We start from the raw sequence: 15,760 nt of genomic DNA on the forward strand, positions 1-15,760 counted from the left end.
CCCTTCCAATCCAGAAACGGACATTTTTCAGAAAAACACCCGGTTTCTCACGAGCCCCATTGAATAATCCCCGGTTAGATGCGTCATTATGGGGTGAACTTGATCCAGAAACCGATGAAATCCCATTTCAGCAAACTCGCCGCTCTCACGCTCATCCCAGCGCTCGCGACTTCCTGCATGACGACCTACGACGCCTACGGCAACCCGGTTCAATCCGTTGATCCCGGAGTCGCTGTCGCAGGGGCTGCCGCTGCGGCACTTGTCGGTGCTGCTGTCGCCAACAATAACGACAACCACTACTACTATGGTCGCCCCTATCACAAGCCGCGTCCCCCGCGTCCCTACTACCCGCCTCACGGTCATCGCCGCCACTGAGCGAGGCTGAATAAGGGCGTTCGGTCCGCCGCGGATGGCCACTAGACTTCAGCCCATCAAGCGCTCCACCGCCCAGTAGAGGCCGGTCACAGCGATCAGCGCCGACGCCCCTTTTCGAAATACTTGGAAGCCCTCTTTTTTCAGGAACAAAAAGCAGATCAGGAAAGCCAAGCCAAGCACCGTCACCTGGCCCGCTTCCACTCCGAGATTGAAGGCCAGCAGTGGCTTCAGCACTTCTCCTTCCGGCAGCCGCAGCTCTTTCATCACCGATGCGAAACCCATCCCGTGGAGGAGCCCGAGAGCGAAAACCACGCTCACGCGCCACGGCTTCAACTCCTTGACCCAGAGATTCTCGATGCCGACATACGCAATGCTCAACGCGATCATCGACTCGACGAATTTCGCTGGCACCGTCAGGAACCCCAGCACCACCAGAGCCAGGGTCATCGAGTGGGCGACCGTGAAAGCACTTGTCTGCCAGAGCAGCGGTCGCGCTTTCGGCTGAAGCAGGAAAAGCCCCAGGATGAAAAGAATATGATCGAGTCCCTTCGGCAGGATGTGCTCAAAGCCGGCGACGATCCAGCTCCACAAAGATGACTCCTCTCCCTCGGCCACCTCTCCCGATGCTTCGAGCACCATCAACTCGACGGGATCCTCATTCGCCGCGATCCGCATCAGCCGCGTTCGCAGCTTTTCACCCGTCTTGGCCAAGCGCACCTGAACGGCCAGCGGATGCAGGAACTCATCCTGCCAAACCAATTCCAGCGGACCTTCCGCCCCGTCGGGAAAGCGTCCCTTCAGATCGATCCTGATCAAGGCGTTGCCGTCCCCATTTTCGACCAGCTCGGGCGTCTCCCCGCCCTGATAATCCGGAAACGAGCAATCGAAATCCATGCGTTCTTCCGCCAGATTGAGGACAAAGCAGTCCCTAACATACTCTTCCCCGAAGTCTCGCATCTGTGCGTGATCCGCCGCATTCAGCGTCGAGACCCACACCGTTCCCCAGCGGTCCGGGTGGCCCGGCACCCCGTCCCCAAGCGCCGGACCATGGTCGGGATAAAGCGCCCAGGCTTCGAACCAGACCGTGGCATCCCAGCTCGCGCCGTCGCTCGAAATCACCGCGCGCACCTGCTTCATCGTGTGCCCATCGACCACCCCCCAGAGGCCCAGAATTCCCAGCATCAACATGCAGATCCTCCGAGCCGTTCCCTTCATTTCCTCCACCACTACCCGCTGAGGGGACAAATACCATCCATTGATTTTGGCATCTCGAGATGGAATTTCATGTTCACGATTCCCGGTTCTCGGTTACAGCCACCCCCACATGCAGTCACCCGCACCCGGACAACGCTGGATTTCCACCTCCGAAACCTCTCTCGGCCTTGGAATCGTCCTCACCACCGAGTTCAACCGCGTCGAAATCCACTTTCCAGCCGCCGAGGAAACCCGCCTCTACGCCCTCGATACCGCCCCTCTCATCCGTGTCCGTTTCAAGCCAGGCGACACGATTGCCAACGCTGAAGGAAAGGAATTCAAGGTCACCAAAGTCACCGAGGCAGAGGACCAAACGCTCACCTACCACGGCGAAGGCATCGAAATCCCGGAGTCATGCCTGTTAGACACCCTGACCTTCAGTTCACCGAGCGACCGTCTGCTCGCCGGCATGTGCGATGATCCGCGCGACTTCGACCTGCGTCTGAACGCCCTTGAATGGAACTCCCGCCTCCGCCAGTCGGATGCCCGCGGCTTTACCGGCGCGCGCATCGACCTGATCCCGCACCAGCTCGCCATCGTCGCCGAAACGGCCAACCGCCTCCACCCGCGCGTCCTGCTCGCCGATGAAGTCGGCCTCGGAAAGACCATCGAAGCCTGCCTCATCCTCCACCGCCTCCACCTCACCGGACGCGCCGAGCGCATTCTCATCCTCGTCCCCGAGCCGCTCGTCCATCAGTGGTTCGTCGAGCTCCTGCGCCGCTTCAACCTGCTCTTCGCGCTCTTCGATGAAGCGCGCTGCGTCTCGATCGATGCCAACGATCCCGACGGCAACCCATTCCTCGACTCGCAACTCCTCCTCTGCGCCACATCCTTTTTCACCGACAATCCGGACCGCGCCGCGCAAGCCCGCGAAGCTGGCTTCGACCTGTTGATCGTCGATGAAGCCCACCACCTCGAATGGTCGCCCGAAGAAAGCTCCGCCGAGTACCAACTCGTCGAGTCGTTCGCCTCGATCATCCCCAGCCTGCTTCTTCTAACAGCCACGCCCCAACAGCTCGGGCCCGCCGGCCATTTCGCCCGGCTCCGCCTGCTCGATCCCGATCGCTACGGGGACCTCGATGCCTTCCTGGCTGAAGCCGAGTCCTACGCACCGCTCGCCGCCGCCGTGGAGGCCTTGCAGAATGGTGAGCTTCCCGACGACATCAAAAGTTTCGCCGACAAATCCGAGCGTGCCTCCGCCTTGCTCGGAAAAGTCAAACTCGGTCAGGAAGCTGCGCGCAGCCATCTCATCGCCGAGCTTATCGACACTTTCGGCACCGGCCGCGTGCTCTTCCGCAACACCCGCGAGCAGCTCACCGGCTTCCCCGAGCGTCTCCCGCATCTGCACCCGCTCGAACCCGGCAGCTCTCCCTACAGCTGGCTTGCCGAACTCATCCGCAGCCTGCCAGAGGATGAGAAAATCCTGCTCATCACCGGTTCGCCCGACGCCGCCATCGGCACCAAGGAAAAGCTGCTCGAGGAGATCCACCTCGACTGCGCGCTCTTCCACGAGGATCTCTCGCTGCTCGAACGCGACCGCAACGCCGCCTACTTCGCCGAACCGGACGGCGCGCGCATTCTGATCTGCTCGGAGATCGGCAGCGAAGGCCGCAACTTCCAGTTCGCCCGCCACCTCGTCCTCTTCGGCCTGCCACGCGACCCCGAGCTACTCGAGCAACGCATCGGCCGCCTCGACCGCATCGGCCAGACCGGCACCATCCACATCCACGTCCCTTACGGCGTCGGCAGCGGCTCCGAGCTTCAGGCCCGCTGGCTGCATGAAGGCATCGATGCCTTCACCCACCCGCTCAAGGGTGCCACCACTCTCGCTGCCGAGCTCCTTCCCGGACTCGATGCGCTCGACCCCGAGGACAGCGCCGCCTTCGACGCCTTTCTCAAGAAATCCCGTGAACTCAGCGCCCAGGTCATCCACGACCTCGCCACCGGTCACGACCGACTGCTAGAGCTCGGCGCACCGAAACCCGAGAAAGCCGCCGCCCTGTTAGAGACGATCGAGAAAGCCGACCACGACCCCGCCTTCGAACGCTTTACCGTCCGCCTCTTTGATCGCCTCGGCCTCAACGTCTCCGATCTCTCCCTGCGCTCCTACATCTTCAAGCGCAGTCACCGCCTCAGCGAAGCCTTTTCGGAAATCCCGGACGACGGACTCTCCGTCACCTTCGACCGAGAAACCGCGCTCTCCCGTGAAGATCTCACCTTCATCAGCGCCGACCACCCGATGCTGCTCGGCGCCATCGACCACCTTCTCAGCTCCGAATACGGCAACGCCTCCTTCGCCCGTTGGGAAACCGGCAAAGGAAAAGCCATTTTGTTAGAGTGCTGCTTTGTTCTGGAAGTCCTCGCGCCAAACCGCCTTCACGTCGACCGATTCCTACCGCCGACCACCATCCGCGTGCTCGTCGATCACTCTGGAAACGATCTCAGTGACAAGCCCAAGCCGACTCCGCTCCAGCAGGGCGACGCCCGCCGCCTGATCTCGCAGCCGACTTTCCGTCAGGACCTCCTGCCGAAGCTCCTCGAGCGCACCGAGGAGCTTGCCAAAGTCCAGGCCGAACCGAGCAGCAAAGCCGCCCGAGCCCTCGCCAAAAAATCGATCACCGCCGAGATCACCCGCCTCAAGGAGCTCGCCAAGCGCAACCCGCAAGTCAACGATTCCGAGGTCACCGCCCTCGAAGCCACCCTCAAGGAAACCCTAACAGCCCTCAAATCCCCGCGCCTCCGTCTCGACTCCCTGCGCCTCATCTGGCGGACCTAGGAAGTGGCACGGCTTTCCCAAAGTATTCTCAATCAGCCACCCCAACTCGTCCAACCCAGCAAGTTTTGGCATGGGAACATTGAGCATTGGAAATTCGAACCCCTACCTCACCGCATAGTACTCCGGCGGCTCGGTCTCCCACAACAGGTGCTTGGCCCCAAAAGCGACCAGGCCGCGTCCATAGCGACTGCGCGTGCTCACTCCTGAGACCATCCGCGTGATATGCCGGGTCATGTGTCTCTCCATCAAGTGTGGCAAGGCGTATTTCCCGTAAAGCTCGCTCATCTTCGAACCCCCTTCATACATCGAGAAAATCCGGCCATCATAGAAATACTCAATGATGTTCGCCCAAGCCTCATGCCAATCGAGCATCTCCTTTTCGACCTTCGCGAATCCCCTGGCCAATGCCTCGGGTCGATCCAGCACCTTCCGACCCGCCGAGAAAACCACTTGGTCTAACAAGTCTGCCATATACATCGCCATGAACAGACCGGGTGAAAGCATCGGGTCGACGAATCCATACGAATCCCCCGCCGCCACCCAGCCCGGCCCATGACCACGATCGGAGATCAGCTGGTAGTTCGTGTAGGTCATCACCTCGCTCACCCGCTTCCGTCCTTTTCCCGCCTGGCGTAGAATCGGCTCGGACTCGATCAAGGACTCCAGTCGTTCTTCGGGCGTCGCGCCATGCTTCTTCGCCACATCCTTGTGCAGAACCATGCCTACCGACACCCGGCCCGGCAGCGGAATCCGCCACGACCAGCCGTGTTCCTGCACGGAAATGACCACCTGTCCGTCCTTCGAACTCTCGGCATCGAAATTCTCGTAGTGGGCGAAGTAGGCGACGTCATTCCGCCCGCCCCTTTTCGAAGTGATCCCCAGTTCGCGGGCAAACACCCGCGCCCGACCGGTGGAATCCACCAGCAGCTTCGGCTGCCTTCCTCCCAGCTCCGGCGTCGCCTCGAGGCACTCCCGGGTCAGACGGATCTCCCGCTCGCCATCGCCCTTCTCCACGGCCGCGCGGCGTTTCACGAAAGTGACGCCCAACTCCTCTGCGCGCGTCCTCAGCAGATTGTCGTATTCCGGCCGCGGGATGTTGTAGGAATAGTTCGGAGTCTTCCCGAGCGTCTTTTCCGGAAAGAAAAAATCCAGACGGAGCCCTCCGCGATGGACGAAGGCCACGCCCGGTTTGCAGGTTGAGAATTTCTTTACCCGGTCCTCGATCCCAAGGCGGCGCATCAGATCCACCACCGTTGGTAAAAGCGACTCACCCACCAGCAGCGACGGCCGCTTGTCATCATCGAAGACCAGCACGTCAAATCCCCTGAGCCTCAACAACGATGCCAGCGTGCAGCCCGCAGGCCCCGCCCCCACAATCGCGATCTCAAATCCCGCCTTCACTGCCGCCTACCTACCCACGATCACCCGGAACGAAAAGACGAAATCCGATCAATGCGGCGTGCTTTCGCAATCTTTTCTCTGGCCTCCTGTCACATGAATCGGGACTGTCGGACACATGCGCAGCGCACCTCTGGGCTTTTTCGATTCCGGCGTCGGCGGCCTCACCGTCGTCCGAGCCGCCCAGCAGCTCCTCCCCCACGAGAACATCATCTATCTCGGCGATACCGCGCGCGTTCCCTACGGCTCGAAAAGCCCGCAAACCATTCGTGAATTCGCCGCCCAGGACGTCGAGTTCCTCATTTCCCACGGCGTCAAAGCGATCGTTATCGCCTGCAACACCGCCACCGCCCACGCGCTGCCGACCCTCCGTCGGAAATACAAGATTCCGATCGTCGGCGTCATCGAGTCGGGCGTGAAAGCTGCCCTTTCCGATCCTGCGACCGACCGGGTCGGCATCATCGCCACCCGTGGCACGATCCGCTCCCACGCCTATCAGCACGCGCTCGCGCTAAAAAAAACCGGCATCCTCATCCACGATCAAGCCGCCCCCTTGCTCGTCCCACTCATCGAAGAGGACTGGCTCGATCACCCCGCTACCGACTCCGTCCTTCACACCTATCTCGACCCGATGGTCGAAAAGGGCATCGATGCCCTGCTGCTCGCCTGCACGCACTACCCGCTGCTCATTCCCAAACTGAAGAGCTTCCTCCCCGCCGAGATTCGACTCGTCGACTCCGCCACCACCTGCGCCGAGGACCTGAAAGCTCGGCTCACCAAACTCGACCTGCTCAACGCGTCGAAAAAGGACGGATCCCTCCAGATCCACCTAACCGACCTCTCCGAGCAATTCGAAGCCCTCGCCAAGCGCTTCCTCTCCCGCCCCCCCGGAAAAATCCGCCGCGCGATCCTGTAAGAGTCGCAATAGGAGTGGCGACTTCTCCCAGGCGCCATAGGATGGAAAGGCGGCTTTCAGTCGCTCAACCCACCTCCATTCACAAAGCTGCTCAGCAAGTCCACCGTCTTCTCGCTCACGAAGCCCGTGTCCTCATAGTCCTCATGACAAGTCGCACATTTGGTGAGTTCTTCCGGCTTTCCTTCAGCTTTGTTGCCTCCCAACTTCCTCGCTGAAAACACCCAATCGCCGACGACGAGAAAAAGGACTCCAATAGGTCTCATGCTCGCTTTCTACCCACAAATCCAAGGGCACTCCAGCCATTCCTCAAATGGGCCAAGGCCCTGAAAGGCAGTTACCCCACCCCCCCGCAGCCTTGCACTGCTCACTGCTCACTGCTCACTGATCACTGATCACTGATCACTGATCACTGATCACTCGGCACTTCGCCGCCACCGCCTCCGCCACCTTCATTCCATCCAGCGCCGCGCTCACAATCCCTCCCGCGTAACCCGCACCTTCCCCGCAGGGATAGAGTCCCTTCACCTCCGGATGCTGCAGCGTCTCATCCCTCGGCACCCGCACCGGCGAGCTCGTCCGTGTTTCAAAACCTAACAGCAAGGCATCCGCTCCGGCATAACCTCGAATCTTCCGGTCAAACAATCGCAGTCCGTCCTTCATCCGACTGACCACCCCACGTGGCATGATCTCATGCAGCGGCGACGACTTTCCTCCGGGGAAATAGCTCATCTCCGGCAAGTCCTGCGACACTCTCGCCCGCAAAAAGTCCGCCACCCGCTGGCCCGGCGCGACCTGACCTCCGCCGCCCGCCTTCTTCGCCTTTACCTCCAGATCCTTCTGATAAGCGATCCCCGCCAGCACGCCGTGCTCCTTCTTGAAACGCTCCGTGTCCTCCGGCTCCACCGTCACCACCAACCCCGAATTCGCGAACGGCGAGTCGCGACGTGATAGGCTCATCCCATTCACCACGACTTCATCATTCTCCGTCGCCGCCGGCACGATCCAGCCACCCGGACACATGCAGAACGAGTGCACGCCGCGTCCATCGATCTTCGTCGCCACACCATACTTCGCCGCCGGCAACAGGCGCGGGCGTTCTTCGCCTTTCGCCAGGTGATACTGCTGCGCATCAATGAAGGGCTGTGGATGCTCGATTCGCACCCCCACAGCAAAGGCCTTCTGCTCCATCAGGATGCCTTCCTTCTGAAGCAGCTGATAGATGTCTCGCGCGCTGTGCCCCGTCGCCAGAATCACCGCATCGCCGACGAACTCGCGCCCATCGGCCGTCACCACCCCGCGCATCGCATGCCCCTCTCTAACAAAGCCGCTGACCTTCGCCTGAAAGTGTACCTCTCCTCCGGCTTTCAAAATCGATTCGCGCATCGCCTTCACCACGTTCGGCAAAAGGTTCGAGCCGATGTGCGGATGCGCATCGACCATGATTCTCGGCGGGGCACCGTGTGCCACAAGCGTCTCATACACTTTCCTAACAGGCCCCCGCTTCGTTGCCCGCGTGTAGAGCTTTCCATCGGAAAAGGTTCCCGCGCCGCCTTCGCCAAAACAGTAGTTCGAGTCCTCGATCACCGTCCCCTGGCGCAGGATCGGCGCCAGATCGAAGCGACGCGCACTCGCGTCCTTGCCGCGTTCCAGCACGACCGGCTTCATCCCCATTTCCAGGCAGCTCAGCGCCGCAAACATCCCCGCCGGCCCGCAGCCAACGATCACCACCGTCTTCGCATTCTTTGGCAAAGGTGGTGCTTCCCAGCTCGGCTCCACCGCCTCCGGAAGCGGTGCATCCAGCCCAACCTCCAGGCGCAGCTGCACCTTCACTTTCCTCTGCCGGGCATCGATCGAATGCTTCAGCAAGCGCACTTCGCACACTTTTGCCACGCCCAGCTTCTTCGCTGCCGCCTTCTCCCACTCACCCACATCTTCCGATGCCTCAAGCGGCAGTACGATATCGACCGTTTCCACGCCGCCAGCATGCGCAAAGCCCTGCCCACTGGCAAAGCCGATTCCCACCTTCCGGAGCATCGACCTTATTGTCGATGGATCTTGCCGGGGTAGGATGGACTGGCGTTTTGCTGGGGAGGCGCTGGGGAGGCCCATCGACAGTAAGGTCGATGCTGCGGAAACCCTTCTTTTGGCTCGAAAAATCGTCTCGAAGCCCTAAACCCACGGAAACCTCATGATTTCTCTCCAGCTTTTCAAAGCCATCGTCCTTGCCGGGTTCGCGACACTTGCTCTCGTGAGCTGCAGTTCCTCGCCATCCACTGTCCCTTACACCGGCATGGAGGCTCCTTTCATTCCCGATGCCAAACCGATCCGGAATGCCAACTCCACCGACCTGTTGACCCTCGCCGAAACGCTGCCCATCTTCAATTCCGGCGACTCGAAAGCCTGGGTAAGAAACAGCAATCCCGAAGATGGCGAGTGGCTGACACGCGTCGGCGACCCCAACACACCCGTCCGCATCAAACGACTTCCCCGAGGCCCAAGCGGCGCCCAGCGCATCATGGTCATGGTCGGTCCGAGCAAAAACTCCTCGGAGAACCCGCCACCGACCTGGGTCTATGATCTTGAGCGAGTCAGCGGCGGCTGGAAGCAGGTCTTCTAAAAACGCGACCTAAGAGGCAGGTTCAGCGAATCGCGCTCTTCTTCCCCGCATCATCGACGCTCACGTAGGTCACTTGGGTGCCGAAAATCGGTGGCGATCCGGGGCTACGTCGATCGATCACTTCCACCCGATAGGTGACCGAGGTTTTGCCCTCGCGTTCCATTTCACAGCGGATCGATAGGATCGCGCCCTCACGCACCGAATGGTGGAACTCCACCTTGTCCATTCCTACGGTCACGAACTGACAGTGAGGAAAATCCAGCGATGCGGCAATCCAGCACGCCTCATCGACCCACGCCAGCAGTCGCCCACCGAACAGAAAGCCCAGGTGGTTGAGATCCTCCGGCAAGACCAGTCGCTGCGTCTCCATCAGTCAGCAAAGAAACGCCGTTTCTTCTCTTTGTAGAGCAGTGCATCTGCCGACCACCTGCCCGCGCCTGAGATGATCAGAGCGATGCACGGAATGGCATAGAGCAGCGCGGGCTCCTTGGACGCACCACCCGCCATGAAGAAGGGATCGCCGCCGTGAATCTGGAATGCGGCCACGAGCATCGTGAAGGCAAAGATGAACGCCGCCGGGCGGGTCATCAGCCCGAGAATCAACAAGCCCGCGCAGCCAACTTCCGCAAAGATCGTCACCAACATGCTGACCGGGGACGACATCAGAGAGAGCAGCGGCAGATCCGGCTTCGGCCAGGAATCCTTGGCCTGTTCGAACTTCGCGATCTTCCCCCAGCCGTGACCGACCAGCATCATCAGGCCGAAACCGATGCGCAAAACTAACAGCCCGGCGGAGGCGATCGAGTCGCGCGTGCCGCAGTCGAAAAGGAACTTCTTCATGATTGTTTGGCTTTCTTCATCCGGATGGTGATTTGCTTGAGTCGATCATCACCGCCGGGAGAGACACTCTCCACCTCGGGCAGATCAACCAGCGCGTTGTGCACCAGCCGGCGATAGTAGGCATTGAGCGGGCGCATCTTCAACGGCTTGCCGGACGCCTTCACCCGCTCCGCCAGCGCGTGGACTTCCTCCACGAGATGATCTTCCTGGATGGCGCGGTAGTGCTCGCAGTCCACGCGCACTCTTGGCGCCTTCGGGAAATGCCTTTTGAGCACGCGGTTCACCAGGTACTGGAGGTCGTCAAGCCGTTCTCCATCTTTGCCGATGAGATACTTACTCTCGCTCGTGAGGATCTGAAGGCACGAACCTTCCTCGTCCTCATGGAGTTCGATGTTTACCATGAATCCCAGATGCCCGAGCATCGTATCGAGGATTTTCTTGGCAGCTTCCGCCGGTTTCATGGCCCCACGCTAACAGCCGCACCGCATCGGTCAATCGTTGGAAATGACGCGCGGCTCAAGCGCTCACCTTCCATCATGCCTCCCAAGCACGCGCCACCTCACAAGCCACCTCCGCCAGGCGTTCTTTTTCCGCATCGGAAAAATCATAGGGCACCACTTTTCCAATCCCGAGCGTTCCCAGCACCACCTCGCCATTGCTTGAAAATACCGGCACCGCCAGAGAACCCGCGACCTTGGTTTGTCGCGCTCCCTCTTTCGCCACGCCCCCAAGATCCTGCTGCAGGTTGCACAGCTCGACCGGCTCACGAGTCGCGGCCGCGGCTCCTGCGATCCCCTTGCCAAATGGAATCCGCGTGATCATCGGCATCAGCTGATCAGGAACCCCCTGCGCCACCACCAGGTCCAGCCACTCGCCATCCGCGCGATGCAGCGTGCCCGTCTGACAATCAAAGTCCGCCAGCAAAGCCGACAACCAGTCTGCCGAACCCAACCCCGATGTAAGCTCCCTCGTCATGCCCACTTCAAGCACGTGACTCGCCCTGCAAGAAGCGGATTCTTGATTCTTCGACCACTCCACCCGGCAATTTGCACCCGCCTTCCATCACGCGCTCACCGCCATGACCTTTCTCCTGCTGAAAACCCCAGCTCGCGAAAAATCTCGCCTCAATCCCCCGTTTCCATGCTAAGCCCATTCATCAGGATGCACGACAACAACTCCGCACCCCACATGATCCAGGCAGCCGACTTTGGCCGCCTCGCCGATGGCCGCAGCGCCCAAGTCTTCACCCTCGAGCATCCCAGCGGCATGCGCATCCGCCTTACCGACTTTGGCGCCACGCTCGTGTCCTGCGAGATCCCCGCAGCGGACGGCAAGCTCGTCGACCTGACGCTCGGATACGACTCGGTCGAAGGCTACGCCGGAGAGAGCAATCCCTACTTTGGAGCTTCGGTCGGGCGTTTCGGAAATCGCATCGCGAACGGACGCTTCATCCTCGATGGCAAGGAATACACCCTCGCCGAGAATAACGAACCGAACGGCGTCGCCTGCCACCTTCATGGTGGGCGAACCGGCTTCAGCCACGTCCTCTGGACGGCCGAGCCCTCAGCCGATGGACGCTCCGTGACTTTCAGCTATCTCTCGAAAGATGGCGAAGAAGGTTATCCTGGGAATCTCAATGTCCGGGTCACCTACACCCTCACCGAGGAGGCCGAACTCGTCTGGGAATGCGTCGCCACCACGGATGCACCCACCGTCCTGAATATTATCAACCACTGCTACTGGAACCTCTCCGGTGATCATGGCACCTCCATCACCGATCACGAATTGACCCTCCACGCGGATCGCTACCTCCCCACTAGCCCCGGAATGATCCCGACCGGTGAGCTTGCTCCTGTGACGGGCACCCCCATGGATTTCACCAAGCCGCATATCATCGGAGACCGGATCGATGCCGACTTCGAAGCCCTGAAATTCGGGGCCGGCTACGACCACTGCTGGGTGCTCAGCGAACCGAAGCCCGAGAGCTCCGCCCTCGCCGCCCGCCTCAAGGATCCGAAAAGCGGTCGCGTCCTCGAAGTCTCCACCAATCAGCCCGCCGTTCAGTTCTACGCCGCCAACTGGGTTAGCGAAGAACTCTTCCAAGGCGGAAATGCACCGGGCAAAGGTGGCGCCGCCTACGGCAAACGAAGCGCCTGCTGCCTGGAGACCGAGAATTTCCCGGACGCGCCCAACCAAGCCAACTTCCCCAGCCCCGTGCTGCGCCCCGGCGACACCTATCGACACGTCCTCATTCACCGGTTTTCCCAAGAATAGGAAGCACGGCACCGCCCTTCAGGACATTCCCCATAAGCAATCCTAACAATCAGGGCAAAGGACGCCTGAAGAGTGGCGTGACCCGCGGGCAATGACGTCACACTCCATCCTTGCGGCATTGCAAAACGCTCCGTTCAATCCCTCCACCCAAGCTTCTCAAACCCATCGAACCCAGCTAACCAAATCCATGGAAATCATCCTGTTCACTATATTCGTCGTCGGCGTCATCGGCCTCGGAATCTATCAAGGCAACAAAACCAGCGGCGAATCGGAGGGCGGAGGTGCTTCAGGCTATTTCCTCGCAGGTCGCGGACTTACGTGGTGGCTTGTAGGCTTTTCCCTCATCGCTGCCAATATTTCGACCGAACAATTCGTCGGCATGTCCGGCCAAGCGGCCGGCAATCTCGGTATGGCCATTGCCTCCTACGAATGGATGGCGGCCGTCACGCTCGTCGTTGTCGCCTTCGTCTTCCTTCCGAAGTTTCTCAAAGCAGGTATCTACACGGCCCCGGAATTCCTCGAATACCGCTACGGCCTTCTTTCCCGCATGGTCATGGCCGTCGCGACACTCGTCATACTCGTAGGCGTCCCCACTGCATCCGTGATCTTCTCCGGTGCCAAGGTCATCTCGGTTTACTATCCTGACGTTCCTCTCCTTGGAAACCTCACCGCCGCGTGTTGGCTCATCGCACTCATCGCAGCAGCCTACGTATTCGTCGGCGGCCTGAAAGCCTGTGCATGGACCGACCTCGTTTGGGGAGCATCGCTGATCCTTGGTGGAGCCATTGTCGCCTACCTTGCCTTCAAACATCTCGGCTCTATGGAAGCCTCTGACCTCGCCAAAACAGCCACATTGAAAGACATCGATGTTGCCAAACTTGGAGAAGCTGGTTCCTGGGAGCGCTTCAAAATGCTCAATGCCGGAACGGCAGAGGAAGGTGGCAAGCTCCACATGCAGCGTCCGCTTTCCGATCCTGACATTCCTTGGACGGCACTTGTCCTCGGACTTTGGATTCCCAACTTCTTCTACTGGGGCCTCAACCAGTACATCATTCAGCGCACCTTGGGATCCAAGTCACTCGCTGAAGGCCAGAAGGGCATCATCTTCGCCGCTTTCCTCAAGCTCATCGTTCCCTTCGTCGTCGTCATCCCGGGCATCCTTGCCTTCAACATGTTTGCCACAGAAATGGCCAACAACGCCGGTGGCCACGATCTCGATGCCTCATTCCCACTGCTCCTCAAGAATCTCGTCAAGCCGCACCCATGGCTCTCATGGTTCGTCCTCGCCGCAATCTTCGGTGCCGTCATTTCCTCACTCGCCTCGATGCTGAACTCCGCGTCCACCATCGCGACCATGGACCTCTATCACAAAGCCAAGCCCAATGCCTCCGAGAAGCAACTCGTAGGCGTCGGCAAAGTGTTCGTGGTTCTCTTCGTCATCATCGCTGCGGCAATCGCACCATCCCTGGCCAATCCCAAGTTCGGAGGAATCTTTGCCTTCATTCAGGAATTCCAAGGCTTCATCTCGCCAGGCGTGCTCGCGGTCTTCATCTTCGGCGTGCTCGTTCCAAAGGCCCCTCGATTCCTTGGCTGGTCCGGCATTCTCTTGAACGCCATCCTCTACGGAGCCATCAAATTCGTGCTGGCCGATATTATCATCGCCCAAGGTTGGTGGTTTGCGGAATCGATCTCGTTCCTTGATCGCATGGGGCTCTGCTTCATCCTCGTGATGATCTACTGCGGCATCATGACTTTGATAAAGCCACTACCTTCCCCAATCGTACTCCCGGAGAACAAGGCCATGAATCTCGATTCCTCGCCATTCGCCAAGTTTGCTGGCGCTGGAGTGATCGTTCTCACGATCATTCTCTACATCGTCTTCTGGTAAGAGCTTCCATTCCAAACAAAGAACCCCGCCCGGTCGATCCGGGCGGGGTTCTTTCGTTAAGGACTATCGCTTCTTCCAATCAAGGAACCCGGAAAAACTTGTTCTCAGAGGCGTCGTACTGAGGGTCGCGCACCTTGGTTCCTTTCGGGAAGCCCTTCACATCGATCATCTTGTTGTTGTAGGGACTGAATACAAAGCCTTCCCGGCCCGGCACCTTTCTGGCCACTGGCACACTCGTCGCCTCCTGACGGGGCGCGGCGGGTGCGGGCGCTGGTGCGGATTGAGTCTTCGGCTTCTCCGCAGGCTTCGAACTTGTCACCGGCGGCTTCGCTTTCTCGAGTTCCTCCTGCTCCCGCTGCGCCTTCAGCTCATCCAGAGTCCCCGGGACCGGCGCCTGCTGCTGGGCACCAGAACCAGCCGAACCATAGCGGACCGGCTCCTGCCAGACATAGAAGCAGGAAGTCGACAGCAGACTCATCACGACCACTCCCGCAAAACCCATCGGTCTCACCCTTGCACAAAAATCTGGCTTCATGCCGCTACCCCATCACAAGCTCGACCCATGGTCAAGTCTTAAATGCTGGTTTTCCAGCACTTGGACATCTGTGTTCGCGTCCTTGGATCCCCTCACCGTCGCAGCGGGCGTCGAATCGCGACCGGCCGATTCATGCCTTCGTCGCCACGTATACCGTGCTCTCCGACATCCGTTCCAGATGCGGGTTCTCGAACGACACCACATGCGACTCACAGGAAGCAAACACTTCGCTCAGGGCCTCCATGAAGGACTCCTCCGGTGGGTCATCCGACCACAGCGCGAACACCCCGCCCGAATGAATCTTTGCCGCGAGCTTCTCCAATCCCTCCGCCGCATAAAATTCCCCATGCCGCTCATGCAGCAGGTTCGCCGGCGAGTGATCGATATCCAGCAGCACCGCATGAAACTTCCGCTCTGCATCCTCAGGATCGAAACTTTTCTCCCCACTCAGCGAGAGCTCGAAAAAGTCACCATGCACATAGCGACAGCGCGGATCATCGTTCAGCCCCTTGCCCAGTGGAACCATCTCCTTTTCATGCCACTCGATCACCGGGGCCAGATAATCGACCACTAACAGCGATCCCAGCTGCGCTTCCTCCAAAGCTGCGCGCGCCGTGTAGCCGAGTCCCAGTCCGCCCACCACCACATCGAGCTTATCATCGAAACCTTCCTTTGCTGCCGCCAGCCCCAGTCGGGAAAGCGCCTGCTCCACTTCCGTGAACAAACTCGACATCAGATAGGCGTCGCCGAGGATCACCTCATACACCTCCAGATTATCGAGCGTTGGAATGGTCCGCCGCCGAAGGATCAGTTCGCCCAGCGGCGTCTTGCGGTAATCGAGTTCTTGAAATCGTGTCGATGCAGGCACGCCCACTTCTAGGTCCCCT

Annotated in this window: 16 protein-coding genes; 6 read left to right on the top strand and 10 right to left on the bottom strand. The window is 59.9% G+C overall.

Features of this window, described 5'->3' with window-relative positions; all coding sequences use genetic code 11:
• Window positions 1–114: 114 nt before the first annotated feature.
• Window positions 115–375: a hypothetical protein gene (locus tag ACFQY0_RS14575; RefSeq protein ID WP_379713715.1), complete on the top strand. Its 261-nt coding sequence runs from the start codon at window positions 115–117 to the stop codon at window positions 373–375.
• A gap of 48 nt (window positions 376–423) precedes the next feature.
• Here the strand turns inward: ACFQY0_RS14575 and ACFQY0_RS14580 are convergent, their stop codons facing one another.
• Window positions 424–1,557 carry a HupE/UreJ family protein gene (locus ACFQY0_RS14580; RefSeq protein ID WP_379713717.1) on the bottom strand — a complete coding sequence of 378 codons (1,134 nt, stop codon included), beginning with the start codon at window positions 1,555–1,557 and terminating at the stop codon, window positions 424–426.
• A 142-nt stretch (window positions 1,558–1,699) separates the two neighbouring features.
• Between ACFQY0_RS14580 and ACFQY0_RS14585 the strand changes: the two genes are divergently transcribed.
• Complete coding sequence (locus ACFQY0_RS14585) at window positions 1,700–4,405, top strand: helicase-related protein (RefSeq protein ID WP_379713719.1); 2,706 nt, start codon at window positions 1,700–1,702, stop codon at window positions 4,403–4,405.
• A gap of 102 nt (window positions 4,406–4,507) precedes the next feature.
• Here the strand turns inward: ACFQY0_RS14585 and ACFQY0_RS14590 are convergent, their stop codons facing one another.
• Complete coding sequence (locus ACFQY0_RS14590; RefSeq protein ID WP_379713721.1) at window positions 4,508–5,806, bottom strand: NAD(P)/FAD-dependent oxidoreductase; 1,299 nt, start codon at window positions 5,804–5,806, stop codon at window positions 4,508–4,510.
• Between the two features lie 115 nt (window positions 5,807–5,921).
• Here ACFQY0_RS14590 and murI point away from each other — a divergent pair, with 115 nt between their 5' ends.
• A complete protein-coding gene (gene murI, locus ACFQY0_RS14595) occupies window positions 5,922–6,719 on the top strand; it encodes a glutamate racemase (protein ID WP_379713723.1) in 798 nt (265 codons plus the stop codon).
• A 56-nt stretch (window positions 6,720–6,775) separates the two neighbouring features.
• On the opposite strand, the gene ACFQY0_RS14600 is transcribed toward murI, so the two are convergent.
• Together ACFQY0_RS14600 and ACFQY0_RS14605 are read right to left on the bottom strand one after the other, a co-directional pair.
• Window positions 6,776–6,982 carry a hypothetical protein gene (locus ACFQY0_RS14600; protein ID WP_379713725.1) on the bottom strand — a complete coding sequence of 69 codons (207 nt, stop codon included), beginning with the start codon at window positions 6,980–6,982 and terminating at the stop codon, window positions 6,776–6,778.
• A gap of 136 nt (window positions 6,983–7,118) precedes the next feature.
• Window positions 7,119–8,753: an NAD(P)/FAD-dependent oxidoreductase gene (locus tag ACFQY0_RS14605; RefSeq protein WP_379713727.1), complete on the bottom strand. Its 1,635-nt coding sequence runs from the start codon at window positions 8,751–8,753 to the stop codon at window positions 7,119–7,121.
• Window positions 8,754–8,907: 154 nt separating this feature from the next.
• On the opposite strand from ACFQY0_RS14605, the gene ACFQY0_RS14610 reads away from it, so the two are divergent.
• Entirely contained in the window at window positions 8,908–9,336 is a 429-nt protein-coding gene (locus ACFQY0_RS14610; RefSeq protein WP_379713729.1) for a hypothetical protein, read from the top strand.
• 22 nt (window positions 9,337–9,358) lie between these two features.
• Here ACFQY0_RS14610 and ACFQY0_RS14615 read toward each other — a convergent pair whose 3' ends face one another.
• The 4 genes from ACFQY0_RS14615 to ACFQY0_RS14630 all read right to left on the bottom strand — a co-directional run bounded on the left by ACFQY0_RS14615 (window position 9,359) and on the right by ACFQY0_RS14630 (window position 11,151).
• Window positions 9,359–9,706, bottom strand: a complete 348-nt coding sequence (locus ACFQY0_RS14615; protein ID WP_379713731.1) for an acyl-CoA thioesterase — start codon at window positions 9,704–9,706, stop codon at window positions 9,359–9,361.
• Window positions 9,706–10,176 (bottom strand): DoxX family protein, encoded by a 471-nt coding sequence (locus ACFQY0_RS14620; protein ID WP_379713733.1) that lies wholly within the window; start codon window positions 10,174–10,176, stop codon window positions 9,706–9,708. Before ACFQY0_RS14620 ends, ACFQY0_RS14615 begins: the two co-directional genes overlap by 1 nt.
• Window positions 10,173–10,637 carry a Jag family protein gene (locus ACFQY0_RS14625; protein ID WP_379713735.1) on the bottom strand — a complete coding sequence of 155 codons (465 nt, stop codon included), beginning with the start codon at window positions 10,635–10,637 and terminating at the stop codon, window positions 10,173–10,175. The genes ACFQY0_RS14620 and ACFQY0_RS14625 overlap by 4 nt, the downstream gene beginning before the upstream one ends.
• Window positions 10,638–10,710: 73 nt before the next feature.
• Window positions 10,711–11,151 carry a GAF domain-containing protein gene (locus ACFQY0_RS14630; protein WP_379713737.1) on the bottom strand — a complete coding sequence of 147 codons (441 nt, stop codon included), beginning with the start codon at window positions 11,149–11,151 and terminating at the stop codon, window positions 10,711–10,713.
• Window positions 11,152–11,316: 165 nt separating this feature from the next.
• Between ACFQY0_RS14630 and ACFQY0_RS14635 the strand changes: the two genes are divergently transcribed.
• Together ACFQY0_RS14635 and ACFQY0_RS14640 are read left to right on the top strand one after the other, a co-directional pair.
• A complete protein-coding gene (locus ACFQY0_RS14635; protein ID WP_379713739.1) occupies window positions 11,317–12,450 on the top strand; it encodes an aldose epimerase family protein in 1,134 nt (377 codons plus the stop codon).
• Between the two features lie 187 nt (window positions 12,451–12,637).
• Complete coding sequence (locus tag ACFQY0_RS14640; protein WP_379713741.1) at window positions 12,638–14,338, top strand: sodium:solute symporter family transporter; 1,701 nt, start codon at window positions 12,638–12,640, stop codon at window positions 14,336–14,338.
• A gap of 79 nt (window positions 14,339–14,417) precedes the next feature.
• On the opposite strand, the gene ACFQY0_RS14645 is transcribed toward ACFQY0_RS14640, so the two are convergent.
• A complete protein-coding gene (locus tag ACFQY0_RS14645; RefSeq protein ID WP_379713743.1) occupies window positions 14,418–14,840 on the bottom strand; it encodes a hypothetical protein in 423 nt (140 codons plus the stop codon).
• Between the two features lie 163 nt (window positions 14,841–15,003).
• Window positions 15,004–15,741, bottom strand: a complete 738-nt coding sequence (locus ACFQY0_RS14650) for a polyamine aminopropyltransferase (protein WP_379713745.1) — start codon at window positions 15,739–15,741, stop codon at window positions 15,004–15,006.
• Window positions 15,742–15,760 lie beyond the last annotated feature (19 nt).

It is taken from the genome of Haloferula chungangensis, from assembly GCF_042664875.1.
Taxonomy (GTDB): domain Bacteria; phylum Verrucomicrobiota; class Verrucomicrobiia; order Verrucomicrobiales; family Akkermansiaceae; genus Haloferula; species Haloferula chungangensis.

Coding starts and splice junctions, on each gene's coding strand:
- ACFQY0_RS14620 (WP_379713733.1), bottom strand. CDS start 10,176: ATGAAGAAGTTCCTTTTCGACTGCGGCACGCGCGACTCGATCGCCTCC.
- ACFQY0_RS14600 (WP_379713725.1), bottom strand. CDS start 6,982: ATGAGACCTATTGGAGTCCTTTTTCTCGTCGTCGGCGATTGGGTGTTT.
- ACFQY0_RS14610 (WP_379713729.1), top strand. CDS start 8,908: ATGATTTCTCTCCAGCTTTTCAAAGCCATCGTCCTTGCCGGGTTCGCG.
- ACFQY0_RS14605 (WP_379713727.1), bottom strand. CDS start 8,753: ATGCTCCGGAAGGTGGGAATCGGCTTTGCCAGTGGGCAGGGCTTTGCG.
- ACFQY0_RS14630 (WP_379713737.1), bottom strand. CDS start 11,151: ATGACGAGGGAGCTTACATCGGGGTTGGGTTCGGCAGACTGGTTGTCG.
- ACFQY0_RS14625 (WP_379713735.1), bottom strand. CDS start 10,637: ATGAAACCGGCGGAAGCTGCCAAGAAAATCCTCGATACGATGCTCGGG.
- ACFQY0_RS14585 (WP_379713719.1), top strand. CDS start 1,700: ATGCAGTCACCCGCACCCGGACAACGCTGGATTTCCACCTCCGAAACC.
- murI (WP_379713723.1), top strand. CDS start 5,922: ATGCGCAGCGCACCTCTGGGCTTTTTCGATTCCGGCGTCGGCGGCCTC.
- ACFQY0_RS14635 (WP_379713739.1), top strand. CDS start 11,317: ATGCTAAGCCCATTCATCAGGATGCACGACAACAACTCCGCACCCCAC.
- ACFQY0_RS14640 (WP_379713741.1), top strand. CDS start 12,638: ATGGAAATCATCCTGTTCACTATATTCGTCGTCGGCGTCATCGGCCTC.
- ACFQY0_RS14580 (WP_379713717.1), bottom strand. CDS start 1,557: ATGCTGGGAATTCTGGGCCTCTGGGGGGTGGTCGATGGGCACACGATG.
- ACFQY0_RS14645 (WP_379713743.1), bottom strand. CDS start 14,840: ATGGGTTTTGCGGGAGTGGTCGTGATGAGTCTGCTGTCGACTTCCTGC.
- ACFQY0_RS14575 (WP_379713715.1), top strand. CDS start 115: ATGAAATCCCATTTCAGCAAACTCGCCGCTCTCACGCTCATCCCAGCG.
- ACFQY0_RS14615 (WP_379713731.1), bottom strand. CDS start 9,706: ATGGAGACGCAGCGACTGGTCTTGCCGGAGGATCTCAACCACCTGGGC.